This is a genomic window from Bacillus sp. LJBS17, assembly GCF_019334685.1.
GTDB lineage: Bacteria > Bacillota > Bacilli > Bacillales > Bacillaceae > Bacillus > Bacillus subtilis.
In genome coordinates this window covers 124991-145287 of record NZ_CP079759.1, presented here as the reverse complement: position 1 = coordinate 145287, position 20297 = coordinate 124991, and the positions used below count along the sequence as shown (strand labels likewise).

Here is a 20297-nt window from a genome sequence, read left to right as displayed (position 1 = left end):
GAGGGAATGGATAAATCCATTTCCTCTAGTTTTTCATAAATCCACGGTAGTTTCGTTTCACCAACTGGCTTTCTAGTTGTTTCATTGTCTCCAAGGCTACCCCGACAACAATTAACAAAGACGTTCCGCCAATTTGTGCACTTTGAGGCAATCCAGCGAATTGAATGAAAAAGATAGGAAGAATGGAAATCACGGCTAAGAATATAGAACCCACAAACGTAAGTCGATACAAAATGCTCGTAATTCTATCTTGAGTCATTTTCCCTGGACGAACCCCCGGGATATAGCCACCCTGTTTTTTAAGGTTATCAGCCATTTGTTCAGGGTTTACCTGTACAAAAGCATAAAAGTACGTAAAGGCAATAATCAACGCAACATATATCGCCATACCCACCGGATGCGTATTATCAAAGTTGTTTTGAATCCACTTTGTCACATCGTTTGTTCCAAAGAATGACGCGATCGTCCGCGGCGTTATCAAAAACGCAACCGCAAAGATTACCGGAATAACCCCTGCAGGATTCACTTTCAATGGAAGGTGTGTAGACTGACCTCCGCCAGCAGGTGAACGACCTGTGCCTTTAGCATATTGAATCGCAATTTTCCGTACGGCTTGCTGAATGAAAATAACTCCAACAATAACTGCTAAAATCGCAATCACAAGAAGTGCGACTTTCACAATATGAATAAACAACTGATCGTTGCTGCCGACAAATTGAGTCTCATATATTTGCCCAATTGTTTTTGGAATACTTGACACAATCCCCGCGAAGATAATGATCGATATTCCGTTGCCTACTCCATGAGAAGTAATTTGTTCCCCAAGCCACATTAAAAAGGCAGTTCCGCCAGTGAGCACTAAAGCAATGATAAGATATGTCGATACACCGGATTTTTCGATCAGCATACCGTTTGCCAGATTGTTGAATCCATATGACATACCTAACGCTTGGATGAAACCAAGCACAATCGTAAAGTACCTTGTGAACTGAGCTAATTTACGGCGGCCAACTTCACCTTGCTTAGACCACTCGGTAAACTTCGGTACAACATCCATCTGAAGCAGCTGAATGATGATCGAAGCCGTGATATAAGGAGTAATTCCCATTGCGAAAATGGAAAATTGGTAAAGCGCACCGCCGCCAAATGTATTAAGGAGATCAAAAACACCCATTTGAGACTGCGCCTGTAACGCTTCAGCGTTAACGTAAGGCACAGGAATAAACGCACCTATGCGAAAGACGATAAGCATGAGTAAAGTGAATATGATTTTATTCCTGATATCACTCACACGCATAAAGTTGGAGATTGTTTTAAACAAGTTAGATCACCTCAGCTGTACCGCCAGCAGCTTCAACAGCTTCTTTCGCAGAAGCAGAGAATTTATTGGCTTTTACAGTTAATTTTTTCTCTAATTTACCGTTGCCAAGAATCTTTACTCCTGCATTAAGTTTGCTAATAACACCAGTCTCTAGAAGAAGTTCAGGAGTGACTTCCGTTCCTTCTGCAAAACCGTTCAATTTGTCTAGGTTGACTACAGCGTATTCCTTGCGGTTGATGTTAGTGAAACCGCGTTTAGGAAGACGTTGGAATAAAGGCATTTGTCCCCCCTCGAATCCAGGGCGTACACCGCCGCCAGAACGAGCGTTTTGACCTTTGTGACCTTTACCAGCTGTTTTACCGTTGCCAGAACCAATACCACGACCTACGCGATTACGCGTTTTGCGTGAACCTTCTGAAGGTTTTAATTCATGAAGTTTCATTAGGACACCTCCTTATCCGATCAAATATTTTTATTGTTCTTTAACAGAAACTAAATGAGATACTTTATTAATCATACCACGGATCGCAGCGTTGTCTTCATGCACAACAGTTTGGTTTGTTTTCTTTAAACCAAGTGTTCTTACAGTAACGCGTTGGTCTTCCGGGCGACCGATTACACTTCGTTTGAGGGTAATTTCTAATTTAGCCATTAATGTTCCCTCCTTATCCTAACAGTTCTTCTACAGATTTTCCACGAAGCTTCGCAACGTCTTCAGCACGTTTAAGTTCACTTAAACCTTGAAGTGTTGCACGAATCATGTTGATCGGTGTGTTAGAACCTAAAGACTTAGAAAGGATATCAGCTACACCAGCTAGCTCAAGTACCGCACGTACAGGGCCTCCAGCGATAACTCCAGTACCTTCAGAAGCAGGTTTTAACAAGATGTTACCTGCACCGAAACGTCCGATGATTTCGTGTGGAATTGTAGTTCCAACCATTGGTACTTCAATCAAATTCTTTTTCGCATCTTCAACAGCTTTGCGGATCGCTTCTGGTACTTCTTGTGCTTTACCAGTACCGAATCCTACGTGTCCGTTTTTGTCACCGACAACGACTAGAGCTGCGAAGCGGAAACGACGACCACCTTTAACAACTTTCGCTACGCGGTTAACCGTAACTAAGCGTTCTTCTAACTCTAATTTGCTTGGGTCAATACGACGCATAATCATGTGTCCCTCCTTCTTTTATTAAAATTTAAGTCCAGCTTCACGAGCGGCATCAGCCAAAGCTTTTACACGTCCATGGTATAAGTATCCGCCACGGTCAAATACTACGTCAGAAATGCCTTTTTCAGCAGCGCGTTTTGCAACTAATTCTCCAACTTTAGTAGCAGCAGAAGTATCTCCAGTGCTTTCAACGTTCAAGTCTTTATCGAGAGTAGATGCACTAGCAAGTGTTACACCATTTACATCATCGATGATTTGAGCGTAAATGTGCTTGTTAGAACGGAAAACGTTCAGGCGCGGTCTTTCAGCAGTACCGGAAAGTTTAGCGCGAACACGAGCGTGTCTTTTAAGACGAGCAGCATTTTTGCTAGTTTTCGTAATCATCTAGGTCACTCCTTTCTTCACTTTAAGCGATCTTACTTAGCAGATTTACCTTCTTTACGGCGAACAACTTCACCTTCGTAGCGGATTCCTTTACCTTTGTAAGGCTCTGGAGAACGTACAGCGCGGATGTTAGCAGCAATAGCTCCTACACGTTCTTTGTCTGTACCTTTTACAACTACTTTTGTTTGAGAAGGAACTTCGATTTCGATGCCTTCTTCAGGAACGATCTCAACAGGATGAGAGTATCCAACGTTTAAAACAAGTTTATTTCCGGATTTAGAAGCACGGTAACCGACACCGACTAATTCCAAACCTCTTTCAAATCCTTTAGATACACCTTCAACCATGTTGCCAAGCAGACTGCGAGTCGTACCATGCAGGGCACGGTGCTCTTTTTGATCAGAAGGACGAGCGACTGTAAGCACATTGTCCTCTACTTTAATCTCCATATCAGGGTGAAACGTACGAGTTAATTCTCCTTTTGGTCCTTTCACAGCTACAGTGTTGTTATCATTTAACGTTACTGTAACATCAGAAGGAATCTCAAGTAGCTTCTTACCTACACGAGACATACCAAACACCTCCATTCATGTTAAACTTCTTACCAAACGTATGCTAGAACTTCTCCACCAGCTTGTTTTGCACGGGCTTCTTTGTCCGTTAAAACACCTTGTGATGTAGAAATAATCGCGATTCCAAGACCGTTAAGTACGCGAGGTACTTCATTAGATTTAGCATAAACACGCAAACCAGGCTTGCTGATTCTTTTAAGACCAGTGATAACGCGCTCGTTGTTTTGTCCGTATTTCAAGAAAACGCGGATGATACCTTGTTTGCTGTCTTCTACGAACTCAACGTCACGAATGAAACCTTCACGCTTTAAAATTTCAGCAATTTCTCTTTTCAATTTAGAAGCAGGAATTTCAAGCTTCTCATGACGTACCATGTTTGCATTGCGAATACGAGTTAGCATATCTGCAATTGGATCTGTCATAACCATTATATAATTACCTCCTTCCCTTTCTTGGGGATTACCAGCTGGCTTTTTTCACGCCAGGAATTTGTCCTTTATATGCAAGCTCACGGAAACAAATACGGCAAAGTTTAAATTTACGAATGACTGAATGCGGACGTCCGCAGCGTTCACAGCGTGTGTACTCTTGTACTTTAAACTTTGGTGTACGTTGTTGTTTCGCAATCATAGACTTTTTAGCCACGATTTCGCCTCCCTTTCATTGATTATTTCTGGAACGGCATACCTACTTGAGTTAATAGCTCACGAGCTTCTTCGTCAGTATTAGCAGTTGTTACGATAACGATGTCCATTCCGCGAACCTTTGTTACTTTATCGTAGTCAATTTCAGGGAAGATTAACTGTTCTTTGATACCAAGTGTGTAGTTACCGCGACCGTCGAAAGATTTTTTAGAAACCCCGCGGAAGTCACGTACACGCGGTAAAGATACAGAAATAAGTTTATCAAGGAAATCATACATGCGCTCTCCGCGAAGAGTTACTTTCGCACCGATAGGCATTCCCTCACGAAGACGGAATCCAGCAATTGATTTCTTCGCACGAGTAACGACAGGTTTTTGACCTGCGATAAACGTTAATTCTTCAACAGCACTGTCGATTGCTTTGGCGTTTTGAACAGCGTCACCAACACCCATGTTGATTACGATTTTTTCGATTTTAGGCACTTGCATGACTGAATCATAGTTGAACTTAGTCATTAAAGCAGGTGCAATTTCTTTATTGTACTTTTCTTTAAGGCGGTTCATGAGATAGACCTCCCTTCCTTTTAATACTATTTATCTAGAACTTGCCCAGATTTTTTTGCTACACGAACTTTTTTGCCATCTTCCACTTTGTATCCTACGCGAGTCACTTCACCTGTTTTAGGATCGAGCGGCATAACGTTTGATACATGAATTGGCGCCTCTTGATTAGAAATACCGCCTTGAGGGTTAGCTTGAGTTGGTTTAGAGTGTTTCTTTACCATGTTAACACCTTCAACTAAAACGCGGTCCTTTTTAGGGAAAGCAGCAAGGATTGTTCCTTGTTTGCCTTTATCTTTACCAGAGATAACCATAACTTTATCGCCTTTTTTTACATGCATCCTGATCGCACCTCCTTGAGTAAGGCATTTATTTCATTAGATAACTTCTGGAGCTAGAGAAACAATTTTCATAAAGTTGTTTTCACGCAATTCACGAGCAACTGGTCCGAAGATACGAGTTCCGCGTGGGCTCTTGTCGTCACGGATGATAACACATGCATTCTCATCGAAGCTGATGTATGAACCGTCACTTCTGCGCGCTCCGCTTTTAGTGCGAACGATAACAGCTTTTACGACTTCACCTTTTTTGACAACGCCTCCTGGTGTTGCTTGTTTAACCGTGCAAACAATTACATCACCAATGTTAGCTGTTTTACGTCCAGAACCACCAAGAACTTTAATAGTAAGTACTTCACGTGCGCCAGAGTTGTCAGCTACTTTTAAACGAGTCTCTTGTTGAATCATTATTTGTTACCTCCCTTCGGAAAAAGAATTCCGAACTTTATTAGATAATAACAGCTTCTTCGACAACTTCAACTAGACGGAAACGCTTAGTTGCAGACAATGGACGAGTTTCCATGATCTTAACGATGTCACCGATTTTAGCTTGATTATTTTCATCATGTGCTTTGAATTTTTTTGAGTATTTTACGCGTTTACCGTAAAGTGTATGTTTTTTGTATGTCTCAACAACAACAGTAATGGTTTTATCCATTTTGTCAGAAACAACACGGCCTTGGTAAACTTTGCGTTGGTTACGTTCGCTCATGCTCACGACCTCCCCTCAGTGATTATTTATTAGCAGCAATTTCTCTTTCACGAATCACAGTTTTCATGCGCGCGATAGCTTTGCGCACTTCACGAATGCGAGCAGTATTTTCAAGTTGTCCTGTCGCTAATTGAAAGCGAAGATTGAAAAGTTCTTCTTTAAGAGACTTTACTTTTTGTTCAATTTCAGCAGTGGTAAGGTCACGAATTTCATTAGCTTTCATTTGATTCACCACCAATTTCTTCACGTTTTACGAACTTCGTTTTAATTGGCAATTTGTGAGATGCAAGGCGAAGCGCTTCACGAGCAACCTCTTCAGACACACCAGAAATTTCAAATAAAACTTTGCCCGGTTTTACAACAGCTACCCAACCTTCTGGAGCCCCTTTACCGGATCCCATACGTACCTCAAGTGGTTTAGCAGTGTAAGGTTTAGAAGGGAAAATTTTGATCCAAACTTTACCGCCACGTTTCATGTAACGAGTCATCGCAATACGTGCAGCTTCGATTTGACGGTTAGTAATCCAAGAAGCTTCTAGAGCTTGGATACCGAATTCTCCGAAATGTACTTCAGTACCGCCTTTCGCACGGCCACGCATTTTTCCGCGATGCTCTCTGCGATATTTAACGCGTTTTGGTAATAACATATTATTTTCCTCCTTCCTCAGTTTTCTTCTTAGTAGGAAGAACCTCTCCACGATAGATCCAGACTTTTACACCAAGCTTACCGTAAGTAGTATCAGCTTCAGATGTTGCATAGTCAATGTCCGCACGTAATGTGTGCAATGGAACAGTTCCTTCACTGTAGTATTCAGAACGAGCGATATCTGCACCGCCAAGACGACCAGAAACCATTGTTTTCACACCTTGTGCTCCAGCACGCATAGTACGTTGGATTTGTTGTTTCTGCGCACGGCGGAAAGAAACACGGTTTTCTAATTGACGAGCGATGTTGTCAGCAACTAGCTGTGCATCAAGATCTGCTCTTTTGATTTCAAGAATGTTAATGTGTACACGCTTGCCAGTAAGGCTGTTAAGGGCTTTGCGAAGTGCTTCGACTTCAGAACCGCCTTTACCGATAACCATACCAGGCTTAGCTGTGTGGATCGTAATGTTAACGCGGTTTGCTGCACGCTCGATTTCTACTTTAGAAACAGAAGCGTCAGAAAGGCGTTTGCTAATGTATTCACGAATTTTTAAATCTTCGTGCAGGAAGTCAGCGTAATCTTTACCAGCGTACCACTTAGATTCCCAATCACGAATGACTCCGATACGAAGACCGACTGGATTTACCTTTTGACCCACTACTTATCCCTCCTTCTTTTCTGATACAACGATTGTAATGTGGCTCGTACGTTTGTTGATTTGGCTCGCACGTCCCATAGCACGTGGGCGGAATCTTTTTAACGTAGGGCCTTCGTCAACGAATGCTTGAGAAATAACCAGGTTGTTAGCGTCCATTTCATAGTTATGCTCAGCATTTGCAATAGCGGATTTTAATACTTTCTCGATAATTGGAGAAGCAGCTCTTGGTGTAAGGTTCAAGATTGATACTGCCTCACCTACTTGCTTGCCTCGAATCAGGTCCATTACTAGACGTGCTTTACGAGGAGCAATACGGACTGTTCTTGCAACAGCTTTAGCTTGCATTTAAAAGCCTCCTCTCTTAGCGTCTTGTTTTTTTGTCATCACTAGCATGACCTTTGTACGTACGAGTTGGAGCGAATTCACCCAACTTGTGCCCTACCATATCTTCAGAGATGAATACAGGCACGTGTTTACGTCCGTCATAGACTGCGATTGTGTGACCAATAAACTGTGGGAAAATAGTAGAACGACGAGACCAAGTTTTTACGACTTGTTTCTTGTCTGTTTCATTTAATTTCTCGATTTTAGTCATCAAGTGTCCATCGACAAATGGTCCTTTTTTTAAGCTGCGAGCCATTTTGGAACCTCCCTTCGTGATTGCACTACGGTCCGAAAAGAACCGTAGACAACCCCGTTATTTATTTTTACGACGACGTACGATAAATTTATCGGATTTGTTCTTTTTCTTACGAGTCTTGAATCCAAGAGTTGGTTTGCCCCATGGAGACATTGGTGATTTACGTCCGATTGGCGCACGTCCTTCACCACCACCGTGTGGGTGATCGTTAGGGTTCATTACAGAACCACGAACTGTAGGACGGATGCCTTTCCAGCGAGAACGTCCAGCTTTACCAATGTTGATAAGTTCGTGCTGTTCGTTACCTACTTGACCGATAGAAGCACGGCAAGCAGAAAGGATCATGCGAACTTCACCAGAGTTAAGACGTACAAGAACGTATTTACCTTCTTTACCAAGAACCTGAGCAGATGTACCAGCTGAACGTACAAGCTGTCCGCCTTTACCAGGTTTTAATTCAATGTTATGCACAACTGTACCAACAGGGATGTTGATAAGTGGAAGTGCATTACCTACTTTAATGTCAGCTTCAGGACCTGACATGATTTCAGTACCTACTTGAATTCCTTTAGGAGCAAGAATGTAACGTTTTTCTCCGTCTGCATAGTTGATTAGAGCGATGTTAGCTGAACGGTTTGGATCGTATTCAACTGTAGCAACGCGTCCAGGTATACCATCTTTATCGCGTTTGAAGTCGATAACACGGTATTGGCGTTTATGTCCGCCACCTTGGTGACGTACAGTCAATTTACCTTGGTTGTTACGTCCGCCTTTTTTGTGAAGGGGAGCAAGCAAGGATTTTTCCGGCTTGTCAGTCGTGATTTCAGCAAAATCTGAAGTTGTCATGCCACGACGTCCATTAGAGGTCGGTTTATACTTTTTAATCGCCATTTTGAATTTCCCTCCTTCTTTTTACAGATAATTAAGCTTCAAAAATTTCGATTTCTTTGCTGTCTGCAGTAAGTTTTACGATCGCTTTTCTGCGACGGCTAGTCATACCAGTGTAGCGTCCAACACGTTTTGATTTACCTTTGTAGTTCATGATGTTGACTTTGTCAACTTTCACTCCAAAGATGCTTTCAACCGCGTCTTTCACTTCTGTTTTGTTAGCTCTTACATCAACTTCAAAAGTATATTTCTTTTCAGTCATTAAATCAGCAGAACGTTCAGTAATGACGGGGCGCTTTAGAACATCACGAGGATCTTTCATTATGCAAGCACCTCCTCTACTTTTTCAACCGCTGCTTTTGTAATCAGAAGCTTCTCGTGGTTGACAACGTCTAAAACGTTGATTCCGTTAGCTTCAACAACAGTAACTCCAGGAATGTTACGAGCAGATAAAGCTACTGCTTCGTTTGCATCCGCAGTTACGATTAAAGCTTTTTTCTCAACAGATAATCCTTTAAGGATAGCTGCCATTTCTTTTGTTTTAGCCGTATCAAGAGTAAGATCTTCAAGAACGATGATGTTGTTGTCGTTCACTTTAGAAGACAATACTGATTTGATTGCCAAGCGGCGAACTTTTTTAGGTAATTTATAAGAATAGCTGCGTGGTGTTGGGCCGAATACGACACCACCTCCGCGCCATTGCGGTGAACGGATTGAACCTTGACGGGCACGTCCAGTACCTTTTTGACGCCATGGTTTACGACCTCCGCCGCGTACTTCAGAACGATTTTTTACTTTGTGAGTTCCTTGACGTAAGGAAGCTCTTTGCATAAGAATAGCGTCGAATACAACACTCTCATTTGGTTCGATACCAAATACAGAAGCGTTTAATTCGATGTCACCAGCAGTAGAACCGTTTTGGTTGTATAATGCTACTTTTGGCATAATCAATTTCCTCCTTTCCTAAGAGAATTATTTAGATTTAACAGCACTTTTAACAGTGATTAAAGATTTCTTCGCACCAGGTACGTTACCTTTGATCAAAAGAAGATTGCGTTCTGCATCAACTTTTACGATTTCAAGGTTTTGAACAGTGATTTGCTCTCCGCCCATACGTCCAGGTAATAATTTACCTTTGAATACACGGTTAGGATCTACAGGTCCCATTGAACCAGGACGACGGTGGTAGCGTGAACCGTGAGACATAGGTCCGCGAGATTGTCCGTGGCGCTTGATCGCACCTTGGAAACCTTTACCTTTAGATACTCCTGTTACATCTACGATTTCTCCAGCAGAGAAAATTTCAACCTTGACTTCCTGACCAACTTCATACGCATCCATTTCCACTCCGCGTAATTCTTTAACGAAGCGCTTAGGAGCAGTTTCCGCTTTTGCAACGTGCCCTTTTTCAGGTTTGTTAGAAAGCTTTTCACGCTTGTCGTCAAAACCAAGCTGGATTGCTTCATAACCGTCGTTTTCAGCTGTTTTCTTTTGAAGAACAACGTTTGGAGCAGCCTCGATAACAGTTACCGGAATAAGATCACCATTCTCAGCGAATACTTGCGTCATACCAATTTTTCTTCCTAAGATTCCTTTGGTCATTCGTCACACCTCCTATTAAGATCATTCTATATTTTAGAATTAAAGTTTAATTTCGATATCGACACCAGATGGTAAGTCTAATCGCATAAGAGCATCAACAGTTTGTGGTGTTGGGTTCACAATGTCGATTAAACGTTTATGTGTACGCATTTCAAATTGCTCACGAGAATCTTTGTATTTGTGCACCGCACGAAGGATTGTGTAAACTGATTTTTCAGTTGGCAACGGAATCGGACCAGATACGCTGGCACCAGAACGTTTTGCCGTTTCAACAATCTTCTCTGCAGATTGATCAAGGATTCTATGATCATATGCTTTCAAACGAATACGAATTTTTTGTTTTGCCATTATTTTCCCTCCTTTTCGCCTACATCACGTTAGACAGTTCTCCGTGAGAAAAACCTGAACACCTTGCCATGGCAAAGCGGCCGGGTGTGTCAGCAACCTCTCACTTCATCGCAGTCAAAGACCAACATACACCATTATACAGAAAATAGGCGCATGTTGCAAGACTTATTTAAAATATGCATGGTTTGCACACTTTTTTTATTATACAGGGGTTTTTCTTATTTATCAAGGATCTATCATAAATGGTGTCGTGCATGTCGACTTAATGTGTTCGCGAATAATGACGGTTCCTCAATATGCGGGGTGTGAGCTGATTTCTCAAATTGAAACCAGCGCTTTTCGGGTGCCTCAAGTTTATGATAATACTGTTTCGATATTTCAGCAGGAACAATTAAGTCATGTTTCCCTGAAATGAAAACACACGGTACTTTAATAGAAGGAACTGATGTAAAAGCATTAAACTGGTACAACTCATCAGTTAAATGTTTTTTACTGTAGCGCAATCCATTAAGGAAGCTGTGCATGTTCCGCACTCCATACTCATTGCCAGTAAGCATTTGAAATAATACAGCTAGAGATTGACGATGACGGCGAGTGAAGCCTCCCCTGCTTAGCTCGACACAAAACCGATAGATAAGGTGCTGGATATCCTGCTTCCAAGGCGGAGCACCAATGAAACGTATGAGGAAAGATAATAAGCTGGCTTTTTTTGATTCAGAAATTTCACGAATATGTTGATAAGCAGTTGATTCTTCATCGTGGGGGTTAACAACCTGGCTGATTCCATAATACGCGTAAAATAAATCAGGACACTGCTGCAGCACATGAAGCGCCAGTATTGACCCCCACGAATGACCGGCTAGGTAAAGTTTTGATTTTGAAAAATGAGCTAAAAGCCATTGAGTGACTTGGATTGTATCTTTAATGAAGTGATTTATTGTCATAGAGTGATGCGAAATTCGCTTAGAATAAGAAAGCCCCGATCCTCTCTGATCCCAATGAACTACTGTAAAATACTGTTCCAGCTCTTTTTGATAATGTCTAACATATCCGATTTGCGGCGTTCCCGGCCCGCCATGTAAAAAAAGCAGCAATGGATTTTTCACATCAACTCCATTAATCATTAGCATTTGCTTTGTATTCCCAATGCTTAGTTCTTTCATGATTGCGATTGATTTCTTTTCAGGAATCATAAATATTAGCCCCTCGAATATGATAGATCCTATTATACAAGAAAAAGATAAGCAAACAAAAAACGAGACCCGTAGGGGTCTCGTTTAAAATCATACTATTACTCAGTGATTGTAGAAACAACGCCTGAACCAACAGTACGTCCGCCTTCACGAATAGAGAAACGAGTTCCTTCTTCGATAGCGATTGTAGAAATAAGTTCAACGTTCATTTCAGTGTTATCTCCAGGCATAACCATTTCTACGCCTTCTGGAAGATGGATGATACCAGTTACGTCAGTTGTACGGAAGTAGAACTGAGGACGGTAGTTAGAGAAGAATGGAGTATGACGTCCACCCTCTTCTTTAGAAAGAACGTAAACTTCAGCTTTGAATTTGCTGTGTGGAGTGATTGTACCTGGTTTAGCAAGTACTTGACCACGTTGGATTTCTTCACGAGATACACCGCGAAGAAGGGCACCAATGTTGTCACCAGCTTCAGCGTAATCAAGAAGCTTACGGAACATTTCAACACCTGTAACAGTTGTTTTCTTGTTCTCTTCTTGAAGACCGATGATTTCAACTTCGTCACCGACTTTAACTTGTCCGCGTTCTACACGGCCAGTAGCAACTGTACCACGACCAGTGATTGAGAATACGTCCTCAACTGGCATCATGAATGGTTTTTCAGTATCGCGTTCTGGAGTTGGGATGTACTCATCAACCGCATCCATAAGTTCGAAGATTTTAGCTTCCCACTCAGCGTCTCCTTCAAGAGCTTTAAGAGCAGAACCTTTAACAACTGGTACATCATCACCAGGGAAGTCGTATTCGCTAAGAAGATCGCGAACTTCCATTTCAACTAGTTCAAGAAGCTCTTCGTCGTCTACCATGTCGCATTTGTTTAAGAATACAACGATGTATGGTACACCAACGTTTTTAGAAAGAAGGATGTGCTCACGAGTTTGTGGCATTGGGCCATCAGCAGCAGATACTACAAGGATAGCTCCGTCCATTTGAGCAGCACCAGTGATCATGTTTTTAACATAGTCAGCGTGTCCTGGGCAGTCAACGTGTGCATAGTGACGAGTTTCAGTTTCGTACTCAACGTGTGCAGTAGAGATTGTGATACCGCGCTCACGTTCTTCTGGAGCACCATCAATTTGATCGTACGCCATAGCTGTACCTTTACCAGATTTCTTATGAAGTACTGTTGTGATAGCAGCAGTTAAAGTTGTTTTACCATGGTCAACGTGTCCAATTGTACCAATATTGGCATGTGATTTGGAACGGTCGAATTTTTCTTTAGCCATTCTAAAATCCTCCTTAAGAGCTTTTAATTAGTAATGTATAGAGTGATAGGAAGTGAAAGAAAGCTTTCACTTCCTCATCTTACAATAGTAGTTATACTTGAGTTAAGCGGCAAAATCAATTATTCGCCTTTATTTTTTTTGATAATTTCTTCTGCGACGCTCTTCGGCACTTCTTCGTAGTGATCCATGTGCATAGTGAACGTACCGCGACCTTGCGTATTAGAACGAAGTGCAGTAGCGTAACCGAACATTTCAGCAAGAGGAACCATAGCGCGAACAACTTGAGCGTTACCGCGTGCTTCCATACCTTCTACGCGTCCGCGACGTGAAGTGATATCACCCATGATATCTCCCATGTATTCTTCTGGAATAACCACTTCTACTTTCATGATTGGTTCAAGAAGAACTGGGTTACATTTGCTGACTGCATTTTTCAATGCCATAGAAGCAGCAACTTTAAATGCCATTTCGTTTGAGTCAACATCATGGTAAGAACCGTCGAAAAGTTTAGCTTTAATGTCGATAAGCGGGAAGCCTGCTAGTACACCATTTTCAAGTGCATCTTCCAGACCTGCTTGAACAGCTGGGATGTATTCACGAGGAACAACCCCACCGACAATCGCATTTTCAAATTCAAAGCCAGCGCCTTCTTCGTTTGGTTCGAATTCGATCCAAACGTGTCCGAACTGACCGCGTCCACCAGACTGACGTACGAATTTACCTTCAACTTTTGCACCGGTACGGAATGTTTCACGGTACGCAACTTGAGGAGCACCAACGTTGGCTTCTACTTTAAATTCGCGTTTCATACGGTCAACAATGATATCAAGGTGAAGTTCACCCATACCAGAGATGATCGTTTGGCCAGTTTCTGGGTTTGTTTGAGTACGGAATGTAGGATCTTCTTCAGCAAGTTTCGCTAAAGCGATACCCATTTTATCTTGGTCAGCTTTTGATTTAGGCTCAATAGCAACGTCGATAACTGGTTCTGGGAATTCCATTGACTCAAGGATAACAAGATCCTTCTCATCACATAGAGTATCTCCAGTAGTTGTATCTTTTAGACCTACAGCAGCTGCGATATCCCCTGCGTATACAGTAGAGATTTCTTCACGGCTGTTAGCGTGCATTTGAAGAATACGTCCAACACGCTCACGTTTGCCTTTAGTAGAGTTTTTCACGTATGAACCAGAATCAAGTGTTCCAGAGTACACACGGAAGAACGTCAACTTACCAACGTAAGGGTCAGTCATAACTTTAAATGCTAATGCAGAGAATGGCTCTTCGTCAGAAGAATGACGCTCAATCTCTTCATTTGTATCAGGACGTGTACCTTTGATTGCAGCAACGTCAGTTGGTGCAGGAAGGTAGTCAAGAACAGCATCAAGTACTAGTTGAACACCTTTGTTTTTGAAGGCAGAACCAACAAGAACAGGGTAGAATTCAACATTTAATGTACCTTTACGAATTCCTGCTTTTAACTCGTCAATTGTGATTTCTTCACCCTCAAGGTACTTATCCATAAGCTCTTCATCAAGCTCACATACAGCTTCAATAAGGCTGTTGCGAAGCTCTTCAGCTTGCTCTTTGTACTCTTCAGGGATTTCTTTTGCATCAGAACGAGTTCCGAGGTCATCTTCGTAGAAATACGCAACGTTTTCTACAAGGTCAATGATGCCTTCGAAGTTATCTTCAGCACCGATCGGCAATTGAATTGCATGAGCGTTTGCTTGAAGACGGTCTCTTAAAGTTCCTACAGAGTAAAGGAAATCTGCACCGATTTTGTCCATTTTGTTAACAAAAACGATACGCGGTACTCCATAAGTTGTTGCCTGACGCCAAACAGTTTCTGTTTGAGGCTCAACGCCTGATTGCGCGTCAAGTACAGCAACAGCACCATCAAGTACACGAAGAGAACGTTCAACTTCAACTGTGAAGTCTACGTGTCCTGGAGTATCGATGATGTTTACGCGGTATCCTTTCCACTGTGCAGTTGTCGCAGCGGAAGTGATTGTGATACCACGTTCTTGTTCCTGCTCCATCCAGTCCATTTGTGAAGCTCCTTCATGAGTTTCACCAATTTTGTGGATACGACCAGTATAGAACAAGATACGTTCTGTAGTTGTCGTTTTACCGGCATCGATGTGAGCCATGATACCGATATTACGAGTTTTTTCTAAGGAGAACTCTCTTGCCATTGGGTAATTTCTCCTTCCTTATTAGGAAATTGTGTTTTGTTAATCTATAAATCCTACCAGCGATAGTGAGCAAATGCTTTGTTTGCTTCAGCCATCTTATGAGTGTCTTCACGTTTCTTAACAGCAGCACCAGTGTTGTTAGCTGCGTCAAGGATTTCGTTAGCTAAACGCTCTTCCATCGTTTTTTCTCCGCGAAGACGAGCGTAGTTAACTAACCAGCGAAGTCCAAGAGTCGTACGACGTTCAGGACGAACTTCTACAGGAACTTGGTAGTTCGCACCACCTACACGGCGTGCTTTTACTTCAAGTACAGGCATGATGTTTTTCAATGCTTGTTCGAAAACCTCCATTGCATCATTGCCAGTACGTTCTTTAATGATATCGAATGACTTGTATAGGATTGTTTGAGACTTACCTTTTTTACCATCGATCATCATTTTGTTGATTAGACGAGATACAAGCTTAGAGTTGTAAATCGGATCAGGTAAAACATCTCTTTTTGCTACAGGACCTTTACGTGGCATCTGAATATCCTCCCTTCATCAATTATGCGTATTTTCGTATATTATTTTGCTTTAGGTTTTTTCGTACCGTATTTAGAACGGCCTTGTGCACGGTTTTCAACTCCAGCAGTATCAAGCGCACCACGAACGATGTGGTAACGTACCCCTGGTAAGTCTTTTACACGTCCGCCGCGGATAAGTACAACACTGTGCTCTTGTAGGTTGTGACCGATACCAGGAATGTAAGCAGTAACCTCGATTCCGTTAGTCAAACGAACACGAGCATATTTACGAAGTGCTGAGTTCGGTTTTTTCGGTGTCATTGTACCAACACGAGTACATACCCCGCGTTTTTGTGGAGAAGATACGTTAGTGTGCTCTTTTTTAAAGCTGTTGTATCCTTTGTTAAGTGCAGGAGACTTTGAGTTTTCTACTTTACTCACGCGTCCTTTGCGAATTAGCTGATTAATTGTAGGCATGAATTTTTCCTCCCTTCATTACGTTTTATAACCCACATACCCAGGTGGTTCATCAAAAGGCAAAAAACAATGTCTTTACACAAGATGGAATCTTACGCAAAAACAAAAGTACGTTATAAAATAATGGCAACAGCGGCTGCTCCTACCTCAATTCCGCAGGCTTTGCCGAGCTTTTTCATGGATTCAACCATTGAGACAGAGATACCTTGATCTTCAGCAAGTGAAACAACACTTGACGTGAGTATCGGATCTGCGTCTTTTGCAACGACTACTTCCTTTACTGAACCTCGCTTTAGAGCTTTCACTGTTTGCTTCGTACCAATAATAATTGATTTGGCCTGTGATACTTTATCATAAGACATAAACATATCCTCCAAAGTAACAGGTTTATTTCGAGCACCTTGGTTATATTATCATTCTAGGAGACGAATGTCAACAAGGTATGACATTTTTTAGTTTCGTTCTTCTCATAGAGTGACTTTTTCATAAATATATCTGCTGAAAGACTGTTTTTGCAGTCTTTCAGCAGCATTAAAATCAGTTATTCAACCGGAACCATATCGTCAGTCGGCTGAACATTTGATACTGGTTTTACTTTACGGTATTTCATCATTCCTGTACCAGCTGGAACAAGCTTACCGATGATAACATTCTCTTTCAAGCCGAGAAGCTCGTCACGCTTACCTTTGATCGCTGCATCTGTAAGGACACGTGTTGTTTCCTGGAAGGAAGCAGCAGATAAGAATGAATCAGTTTCAAGAGATGCTTTTGTAATACCGAGTAAGACAGGACGGCCTGTGGCAGGTCGATTGCCTTCAAGTAATACCTTTTTGTTCGCTTCAGTAAATTGGTGAATATCAAGCAATGTACCTGGAAGTACATCAGTGTCACCGGCATCAATTACGCGTACTTTGCGAAGCATCTGGCGAACCATTACTTCTACGTGTTTATCACCGATTTCAACACCCTGCATACGGTAAACCTTTTGAACCTCATGGAGAAGATACTCTTGAACAGTCGTCAGGTCAGTCACTTTAAGAAGTTCTTTCGGATCGATTGAACCTTCTGTCAGTACTTGGCCTCGAGTAATTTTATCTCCTTCCGCTACTTTCAGGCGGGAGTTGTAAGGTGCCGTATAAGAACGTGTTTCCACTGCGCCTTGAACCACAATTTCCTGTTGCTTATCACGAACTTCATTGATCTCAACGACTGTACCGTCGATTTCTGTAATTGTTGCCTGACCTTTCGGATTACGCGCTTCGAAAAGCTCTTGGATACGCGGAAGACCCTGTGTGATGTCGTCTCCGGCAACCCCGCCTGTATGGAATGTACGCATTGTTAACTGTGTACCAGGCTCACCGATTGATTGGGCAGCAATGATTCCGACAGCTTCACCGACTTCAACATCGGAGCCAGTTGCAAGATTTCGGCCATAGCATCGTTTACATACACCATGAGGCGTATTACATGTGAAGGCAGAACGAATCCACACTTCTTCAATGCCGGCTTCGACAATCTCCAGTGCTTTATCTTCATCGATCAGTTCGTTTTCATTCACAAGCACTTCACCTGTTTCAGGGTGCTTCACTTGTTTTCTTGCAAAACGTCCGATTAAGCGTTCTTCTAAGCGCTCAATTGTTTCGGTTCCTTCTTTAAGAGGCTTAGCAAGAATGCCTCGGTCAGTTCCGCAATCAGTTTCACGGATGATAACATCCTGCGCAACGTCAACGAGACGGCGTGTAAGGTAACCTGAGTCAGCAGTTTTAAGAGCGGTATCGGCAAGACCTTTACGCGCACCGTGTGTGGAGATAAAGTACTCCAATACTGTCAGACCTTCACGGAAACTTGATTTGATCGGCAACTCAATGATACGTCCAGCCGGGTTGGCCATCAGGCCGCGCATTCCGGCAAGCTGCGTAAAGTTAGATGCGTTACCACGGGCACCAGAGTCACTCATCATGTAGATCGGGTTGAGTTCATCAAGTGATTTCATCAGTTTGCCTTGGATAACGTCTTTTGCAGCACTCCAGATAGAGATGACTCTCTCATAGCGTTCTTCTTCAGTGATAAGACCGCGGCGGAACTGCTTCATAACGTTGTCAACTTTGCTTTGCGCTTCCTCAAGAATTTCTTGTTTATCATCGAGTACGACGATGTCAGAAACCCCAACTGTAATACCAGCTTTAGTTGAATATTTGAAGCCTAGGTTTTTCATGCGGTCAAGCATTTTAGACGTTTCCGTAATATGGAATCGTTTAAAGATTTCCGCGATGATTTTACCCAGAATGCCTTTTTTAAACGGCGCATTGATTGGCTGCTGTGCGATAACAGCTTTAACGTCAGCACCTTTTTCTAAGAAGAAACGGTCAGGTGTTTTCTCTTCAATGTTGCTCTTCGTTGGTTCATTCATGTAAGGGAATGATTCCGGAAGAATTTCATTGAAGACAAGCTTACCGACAGTTGTAATTAACAATTTTGAGCGCTGTTCTTCGGTAAATGTCACATTCTTAAGTGAGTTAGCTGCAACAGCTACTCTCGTATGAAGGTGAACATATCCGTTTTGATAAGCAAGAAGCGCTTCGTCTGTATTTTTGAAGACCATACCTTCACCGACAGCACCGGCACGCTCAAGTGTCAGGTAATAGTTACCTAGTACCATATCCTGAGACGGTGTTACAACCGGTTTACCATCTTTAGGGTTCAAGATGTTTTGAGCAGCAAGCATCAAGATGCGTGCTTCAGCTTGTGCTTCAGCAGATAATGGTACGTGAACCGCCATTTGGTCACCGTCAAAGTCAGCGTTGTAAGCTGTACATACGAGCGGGTGAAGACGGATTGCGCGTCCTTCAACAAGCGTTGGTTCAAACGCCTGGATACCTAATCTGTGAAGTGTAGGGGCACGGTTCAGCAGTACCGGATGCTCCTTAATAACTGATTCTAGTACATCCCAAACTTCAGGCTGTACGCGCTCAATTTTGCGTTTCGCACTCTTAATGTTGTGAGCAAGACCTTTTTCAACAAGTTCTTTCATAACGAAAGGTTTGAAAAGTTCAAGCGCCATTTCCTTCGGTAATCCGCATTGGTACATTTTCAAATGAGGACCAACAACGATTACAGAACGTCCGGAGTAATCGACACGTTTACCAAGAAGGTTTTGACGGAAACGGCCTTGCTTCCCTTTCAGCATGTGAGAAAGAGATTTTAACGGTCTGTTACCAGGGCCTGTTACAGGGCGTCCGCGGCGGCCGTTGTCAATTAAGGCATCGACAGCCTCTTGAAGCATACGCTTTTCGTTTTGAACAATGATGCTAGGTGCACCAAGGTCCAAAAGGCGTTTCAAACGATTGTTACGGTTGATGACACGACGATAAAGGTCATTCAAATCAGAAGTCGCAAAACGTCCGCCATCTAGCTGAACCATCGGTCTAAGCTCCGGAGGAATAACAGGAAGCACATCAAGGATCATCCAAGAAGGCTTGTTTCCTGAGTTACGGAAGGCTTCTAAAACTTCAAGACGTTTGATCGCACGAGTACGGCGTTGTCCTTGTGAAGTTTTTAGCTCTTCTTTTAACATATCAACTTCTTTGACAAGATCGATATCTTGAAGAAGTTTATGAATTGCTTCAGCACCCATAGATGCTTGGAATTTATTACCGTATTTATCAAGATAAGCACGGTATTCTTTCTCAGACAGAAGCTGTTTCTTTTCAAGCGGTGTATTCGCCGGATCAGTTACAACGTAAGAAGCAAAGTAAATGACTTCTTCTAAAGCACGAGGTGACATATCCAGCACAAGACCCATACGGCTTGGAATACCTTTGAAATACCAAATGTGGGAAACTGGGGCAGCCAGTTCAATGTGCCCCATTCTCTCACGACGGACTTTAGCCCGTGTTACTTCGACTCCGCAGCGGTCACAAACTACGCCTTTATAACGAACTCGCTTGTACTTCCCGCAATGACATTCCCAGTCCTTAGTAGGTCCGAAAATGCGCTCGCAGAATAGACCGTCCTTTTCAGGTTTTAACGTACGATAGTTTATCGTTTCAGGCTTTTTCACTTCACCAAAAGACCATGAACGGATTTTATCTGGTGAAGCAAGACCGATGTTCATATACTCAAAATTGTTCACATCTAGCAAGGGGCCTACCT

Annotated in this window: 29 protein-coding genes; all 29 read right to left on the bottom strand. The window is 42.5% G+C overall.

Going from position 1 to position 20297, the window contains the following annotated elements; genetic code table 11:
* Positions 1–25: 25 nt before the first annotated feature.
* The 29 genes from secY to rpoC all read right to left on the bottom strand — a co-directional run bounded on the left by secY (position 26) and on the right by rpoC (position 20286).
* Positions 26–1321: a preprotein translocase subunit SecY gene (secY, locus tag KXZ66_RS00825; protein ID WP_004399662.1), complete on the bottom strand. Its 1296-nt coding sequence runs from the start codon at positions 1319–1321 to the stop codon at positions 26–28.
* 1 nt (position 1322) lies between these two features.
* On the bottom strand, positions 1323–1763 hold the full coding sequence (rplO, locus tag KXZ66_RS00820) for a 50S ribosomal protein L15 (RefSeq protein WP_003225819.1): 441 nt from the start codon (positions 1761–1763) through the stop codon (positions 1323–1325).
* 30 nt (positions 1764–1793) lie between these two features.
* A complete protein-coding gene (gene rpmD, locus KXZ66_RS00815; protein ID WP_003156497.1) occupies positions 1794–1973 on the bottom strand; it encodes a 50S ribosomal protein L30 in 180 nt (59 codons plus the stop codon).
* 13 nt (positions 1974–1986) lie between these two features.
* Positions 1987–2487, bottom strand: a complete 501-nt coding sequence (gene rpsE / locus KXZ66_RS00810) for a 30S ribosomal protein S5 (protein ID WP_003328273.1) — start codon at positions 2485–2487, stop codon at positions 1987–1989.
* Between the two features lie 24 nt (positions 2488–2511).
* On the bottom strand, positions 2512–2874 hold the full coding sequence (rplR, locus tag KXZ66_RS00805) for a 50S ribosomal protein L18 (protein ID WP_003225816.1): 363 nt from the start codon (positions 2872–2874) through the stop codon (positions 2512–2514).
* A gap of 32 nt (positions 2875–2906) precedes the next feature.
* Positions 2907–3446 carry a 50S ribosomal protein L6 gene (gene rplF, locus KXZ66_RS00800; RefSeq protein ID WP_004399690.1) on the bottom strand — a complete coding sequence of 180 codons (540 nt, stop codon included), beginning with the start codon at positions 3444–3446 and terminating at the stop codon, positions 2907–2909.
* A gap of 29 nt (positions 3447–3475) precedes the next feature.
* Positions 3476–3874 (bottom strand): 30S ribosomal protein S8, encoded by a 399-nt coding sequence (gene rpsH, locus KXZ66_RS00795; RefSeq protein ID WP_003241998.1) that lies wholly within the window; start codon positions 3872–3874, stop codon positions 3476–3478.
* Between the two features lie 31 nt (positions 3875–3905).
* Positions 3906–4091, bottom strand: a complete 186-nt coding sequence (rpsN, locus tag KXZ66_RS00790) for a 30S ribosomal protein S14 (RefSeq protein ID WP_003156488.1) — start codon at positions 4089–4091, stop codon at positions 3906–3908.
* Between the two features lie 22 nt (positions 4092–4113).
* Positions 4114–4653, bottom strand: a complete 540-nt coding sequence (rplE, locus tag KXZ66_RS00785) for a 50S ribosomal protein L5 (protein ID WP_003225809.1) — start codon at positions 4651–4653, stop codon at positions 4114–4116.
* Between the two features lie 26 nt (positions 4654–4679).
* Entirely contained in the window at positions 4680–4991 is a 312-nt protein-coding gene (gene rplX / locus KXZ66_RS00780; protein ID WP_003156486.1) for a 50S ribosomal protein L24, read from the bottom strand.
* Positions 4992–5027: 36 nt separating this feature from the next.
* Positions 5028–5396: a 50S ribosomal protein L14 gene (rplN, locus tag KXZ66_RS00775; protein WP_003225805.1), complete on the bottom strand. Its 369-nt coding sequence runs from the start codon at positions 5394–5396 to the stop codon at positions 5028–5030.
* Positions 5397–5436: 40 nt separating this feature from the next.
* Positions 5437–5700, bottom strand: coding sequence for a 30S ribosomal protein S17 (gene rpsQ, locus KXZ66_RS00770; protein WP_003225804.1), 264 nt, complete (start codon positions 5698–5700; stop codon positions 5437–5439).
* 22 nt (positions 5701–5722) lie between these two features.
* Positions 5723–5923: a 50S ribosomal protein L29 gene (gene rpmC / locus KXZ66_RS00765; RefSeq protein ID WP_003156482.1), complete on the bottom strand. Its 201-nt coding sequence runs from the start codon at positions 5921–5923 to the stop codon at positions 5723–5725.
* Complete coding sequence (gene rplP, locus KXZ66_RS00760) at positions 5913–6347, bottom strand: 50S ribosomal protein L16 (RefSeq protein ID WP_003225801.1); 435 nt, start codon at positions 6345–6347, stop codon at positions 5913–5915. Before rplP ends, rpmC begins: the two co-directional genes overlap by 11 nt.
* A gap of 1 nt (position 6348) precedes the next feature.
* Entirely contained in the window at positions 6349–7005 is a 657-nt protein-coding gene (rpsC, locus tag KXZ66_RS00755) for a 30S ribosomal protein S3 (RefSeq protein WP_003242001.1), read from the bottom strand.
* 3 nt (positions 7006–7008) lie between these two features.
* Complete coding sequence (gene rplV / locus KXZ66_RS00750; RefSeq protein ID WP_003156475.1) at positions 7009–7350, bottom strand: 50S ribosomal protein L22; 342 nt, start codon at positions 7348–7350, stop codon at positions 7009–7011.
* Between the two features lie 16 nt (positions 7351–7366).
* Positions 7367–7645, bottom strand: a complete 279-nt coding sequence (gene rpsS, locus KXZ66_RS00745; RefSeq protein ID WP_003156472.1) for a 30S ribosomal protein S19 — start codon at positions 7643–7645, stop codon at positions 7367–7369.
* Positions 7646–7702: 57 nt separating this feature from the next.
* The gene (gene rplB, locus KXZ66_RS00740) at positions 7703–8536 is read right to left on the bottom strand and encodes a 50S ribosomal protein L2 (RefSeq protein ID WP_003225795.1); all 834 of its coding nucleotides are present in this window, start codon (positions 8534–8536) and stop codon (positions 7703–7705) included.
* A 31-nt stretch (positions 8537–8567) separates the two neighbouring features.
* Positions 8568–8855: a 50S ribosomal protein L23 gene (rplW, locus tag KXZ66_RS00735; protein WP_003156467.1), complete on the bottom strand. Its 288-nt coding sequence runs from the start codon at positions 8853–8855 to the stop codon at positions 8568–8570.
* A complete protein-coding gene (gene rplD, locus KXZ66_RS00730; protein WP_003225792.1) occupies positions 8855–9478 on the bottom strand; it encodes a 50S ribosomal protein L4 in 624 nt (207 codons plus the stop codon). The genes rplW and rplD overlap by 1 nt, the downstream gene beginning before the upstream one ends.
* 27 nt (positions 9479–9505) lie before the next feature.
* A complete protein-coding gene (rplC, locus tag KXZ66_RS00725) occupies positions 9506–10135 on the bottom strand; it encodes a 50S ribosomal protein L3 (RefSeq protein WP_004399671.1) in 630 nt (209 codons plus the stop codon).
* Positions 10136–10174: 39 nt separating this feature from the next.
* On the bottom strand, positions 10175–10483 hold the full coding sequence (rpsJ, locus tag KXZ66_RS00720) for a 30S ribosomal protein S10 (protein ID WP_003156464.1): 309 nt from the start codon (positions 10481–10483) through the stop codon (positions 10175–10177).
* 236 nt (positions 10484–10719) lie between these two features.
* Positions 10720–11676 carry an alpha/beta fold hydrolase gene (locus KXZ66_RS00715; protein WP_038827780.1) on the bottom strand — a complete coding sequence of 319 codons (957 nt, stop codon included), beginning with the start codon at positions 11674–11676 and terminating at the stop codon, positions 10720–10722.
* Positions 11677–11774: 98 nt separating this feature from the next.
* Positions 11775–12965 carry an elongation factor Tu gene (gene tuf, locus KXZ66_RS00710; RefSeq protein ID WP_003235058.1) on the bottom strand — a complete coding sequence of 397 codons (1191 nt, stop codon included), beginning with the start codon at positions 12963–12965 and terminating at the stop codon, positions 11775–11777.
* A 119-nt stretch (positions 12966–13084) separates the two neighbouring features.
* A complete protein-coding gene (gene fusA / locus KXZ66_RS00705) occupies positions 13085–15163 on the bottom strand; it encodes an elongation factor G (protein WP_003235056.1) in 2079 nt (692 codons plus the stop codon).
* Between the two features lie 53 nt (positions 15164–15216).
* Positions 15217–15687 (bottom strand): 30S ribosomal protein S7, encoded by a 471-nt coding sequence (rpsG, locus tag KXZ66_RS00700; protein WP_003225784.1) that lies wholly within the window; start codon positions 15685–15687, stop codon positions 15217–15219.
* Positions 15688–15728: 41 nt separating this feature from the next.
* On the bottom strand, positions 15729–16145 hold the full coding sequence (rpsL, locus tag KXZ66_RS00695) for a 30S ribosomal protein S12 (RefSeq protein WP_003225781.1): 417 nt from the start codon (positions 16143–16145) through the stop codon (positions 15729–15731).
* Positions 16146–16258: 113 nt separating this feature from the next.
* Positions 16259–16507: a 50S ribosomal protein L7ae-like protein gene (locus KXZ66_RS00690; protein WP_003225778.1), complete on the bottom strand. Its 249-nt coding sequence runs from the start codon at positions 16505–16507 to the stop codon at positions 16259–16261.
* Between the two features lie 179 nt (positions 16508–16686).
* Positions 16687–20286, bottom strand: coding sequence for a DNA-directed RNA polymerase subunit beta' (rpoC, locus tag KXZ66_RS00685; protein WP_004399688.1), 3600 nt, complete (start codon positions 20284–20286; stop codon positions 16687–16689).
* Positions 20287–20297: the final 11 nt, after the last annotated feature.